The sequence below is a fragment of the Fannyhessea sp. genome (assembly GCF_986145555.1).
On sequence record NZ_CFRCNA010000052.1, the window covers coordinates 1 to 2,985 of the forward strand.

The 2,985-nt window shown below is 39.1% G+C and carries 4 protein-coding genes and 1 pseudogene; all 5 read right to left on the reverse strand.

What is annotated here, in order from left to right:
* Positions 1 to 550: 550 nt before the first annotated feature.
* Entirely contained in the window at positions 551 to 775 is a 225-nt protein-coding gene (locus AC5GD6_RS06175) for a hypothetical protein (RefSeq protein ID WP_416432079.1), read from the reverse strand.
* 72 nt (positions 776 to 847) lie between these two features.
* Positions 848 to 1,096 (reverse strand): hypothetical protein, encoded by a 249-nt coding sequence (locus AC5GD6_RS06180; RefSeq protein ID WP_416454447.1) that lies wholly within the window; start codon positions 1,094 to 1,096, stop codon positions 848 to 850.
* A 9-nt stretch (positions 1,097 to 1,105) separates the two neighbouring features.
* Positions 1,106 to 1,537 (reverse strand): hypothetical protein, encoded by a 432-nt coding sequence (locus AC5GD6_RS06185; RefSeq protein WP_491846477.1) that lies wholly within the window; start codon positions 1,535 to 1,537, stop codon positions 1,106 to 1,108.
* A pseudogene (locus AC5GD6_RS06190) lies at positions 1,537 to 1,707 on the reverse strand (DUF4417 domain-containing protein); the annotation flags it as partial. The pseudogene AC5GD6_RS06190 and the gene AC5GD6_RS06185, both read right to left, overlap by 1 nt.
* Before the next feature lie 378 nt (positions 1,708 to 2,085).
* Positions 2,086 to 2,280: a hypothetical protein gene (locus tag AC5GD6_RS06195; RefSeq protein WP_416436947.1), complete on the reverse strand. Its 195-nt coding sequence runs from the start codon at positions 2,278 to 2,280 to the stop codon at positions 2,086 to 2,088.
* Positions 2,281 to 2,985 lie beyond the last annotated feature (705 nt).

Sequence of the window (2,985 nt, forward strand, 5' to 3'; positions counted from 1 at the left end):
GGTGTCTCAATCCACTGACCAGAGCGATATAGTTCTACAGCATTAAGTTTAAAAACATAATCGTATTTCATACAAAACCCCTTTCACTGGTTTTGTCCAGTAAAAGGGGTACATATCATGCAGCGGTAGGGGTTCTTTTTTTTACAAGTAAATGTACTGTATAACTTCATATTTAATGGAAAGCATAATGTCATAACATTACTAAAATCAGATCGAGATATCTCCTTGTTTCTCTGAAATAGCTTAGAAATCAATATCCATCATCTTGTTGCCTAAACATCTGTACTTTTGATAAACAAAGTTAGTTAGTGTATAGTGAAATTAATAAAAGCGGTTCCCCCGGGCGGATGCTTGGGGCGACCGCTTTTATTTTCTACCCAAATAATGCAACTGTTTAAGTCTTTTTATATATGTTATCAAAATATAACCTGTAATTATTGTGCTGGTTCTCTTTTTTAATGCGAGCTTGAGCTTTGAGGTTATCGCAAAAACCGCCACGCGGGCGGTTTAATGAATTTGGGGCTTGCAGATGGTGAAAAAGAACGACTTCTTATTTTACTTTGCCTTTTCGGAGCCTTTTCCCGAGCTCTGTAATTACAGCAATGTAATTATAAGCTTCCCCAGTCTTTTTCTCTATCGCAACAAGATTCGCACTTGATATCTGTTCTACGGGAGTGTCATAAGAAAAAACATAATAATCACGGTACTCAAAATAATCGTCGACTTTCCCTAAAAGGTCTTTTGCAATAGATAGCGCTTGCTCGTAATCAACCATTGTTACCTCCTAGTAAAACCGCTCCAAAGAGCGGCTAGTGTAATTACATTACGTTAAAAGTTTAGATACGCGCTATTCTTCCCAATCATCGTCTTCATCGCCAGCTGGCGTATTCTCGATAAGTTCATAGTATGGATTAAGCTCAAGCGGCTCATAGATAATGTCTAGCCCCGACTTTGGGTCATGGTAATAATCAGGCGGCATATATCTCCCATTTGGCAAAATAATAAGACCGTCTTTCTTGACAGCATCACGAGGAATAAGCTTTTGTCCGTATTCATTGACCTCGTACTTATAATCATAATCTATATCGTATTTCATTTATCCCTCCTAAACTTCTCCTATTTTTTGAGTAACAAGCTTGCCTTTGGTTGCATTGGTTGCTGGCTTAAAACTTATATTAATACCTAGATTAGCCATTTCTTTAGCTGTCTCAGTATGTATAGCCTGCCACATTGCTTTTCTAGTGCTGAACGTCTTTCCCCTCCATGCCCGGGCTTTCGCTTTATCTGCTGCAGCAGCTATTTTACCTTCAGTCACACGTTTATTATAAATATTTTTAGTCACAACAGCAATATATGTTCCTTCTTTAGCCGTTGCTTTTATCGTATTTACAGCTCCTTTGGTCTCCACATAATTTCTAAACGCGATTTTGATGTCAGCAGCAGAAAAGGTTCCGCCGTATGCGCGATCCCCAAAGTGGGGGTGATTGTGGATAACTGTAGTAATCCCTTTTTCATGCGCGAGCTGTGATAAGGACATTACACCAGTTGAGCCCTCTTTTCCCGTACTTGCATAGGCGGCGGCATATCCAGATACAGCAAAAAATCAGGCGTAAGCACACATTTAAAACCTTTGAGAACGCATGTATACTTATCAGGAGCCGACCATATGCGCTCAAACTGGTAATCATCGATAAAAAAGTGGCGGCCTTCGTTTTTCTTTTCCTCTGCAAGTAGTGTTTTTGCAGGTAAAAAGCATAGTTACGAATTAGTTGAAACAGTTTCAAAGATTGAATGAGTTTTAATATTTCTTTTTTCGATTAATTTTGCACAATTGACAAAGTCATATGGACTTGTACCACTTTCAGGTATAGCCATACGGTTATAAATAGAACCTATGCCCTATGAAAAGGCGTTGTGTCTTGGAGCTTATAAACCAAAGCCCCTTGCATATAAAAAGGCGTACAAAGGTTTGGTAACCCCCGTACGTCTGTTATTGAAAAGCCGCAAGGTTTCCCCCACGGCTTCACACATTACATACTACGCTATATAAGTTGCTCATTGCTGCTCATTGCTGCTCAAAGCTGCTCATTGCTGCTCATTTTGATTGTGTGCTTGCATGTCTTGTTGGATAAGAGCACGCATATACTCATTTTTATTCGGCTGAGCACGTAACCATTCATACAGCTCCATATGCTGCGGATAAAAACTAATAGTTTGACATTTTACGTTTCTTTGCCGATATTTGGCGCTTGCGCGTCTTTGTGCTTCACTTGTTGCCATTTTTACGACCTCCCTTTGTAATAAACCAATATATAAGGTCTATAACTACAAAGATAACAATTAAGATACCTATGAGTTTAATATCCATGATTTCTCCCCTTGATAAAAATAATATAGATTAAACGACCCACTAGTGAACCCACTAAACACACTATAAAAAAGATTGAAACGCTAACGGGATCTGATAAGTCTATGAATTTCATGTGCCTCACTCCCTCTTTGCTAAACTAAGGAGCAAGACGCGGTGCGAGCGCGCCTTGCTGTAGTTTTTATTTCTTGTCTTTTGTCCGCTTTTCGCGAATTATATCTGCGATCACCTCCCCTGCAACATTCGCTAAGACGTTAACAAAAAACAAGACAACAACCTCTAACATAAGCACATCATTTGTTTGCGGTTGTTGCTATATGTTAAAACACTATTCGTTACACATTGCTCAAGCTAATCATATTTATTTCCATTGGAATCATACTAAAAGCCATATCCTCATCTAAGAAAGAGTGTCAACTGTACTCATGGCTCAAATACGCTCTGTACAGCGGAATTATTAAACGCGCACGGGCGTATCTTTAATTGTGGTATAGTGTACACATAAAAAGGCTTCCCCACTGACCTATTCAGAGGGGTTTAGCCTTTTTACTACCTTCATTTCGCCTTTTGAGTTAATTATTCGGACTTCGCCATAACACCTATGCTGTTCCTTTTCA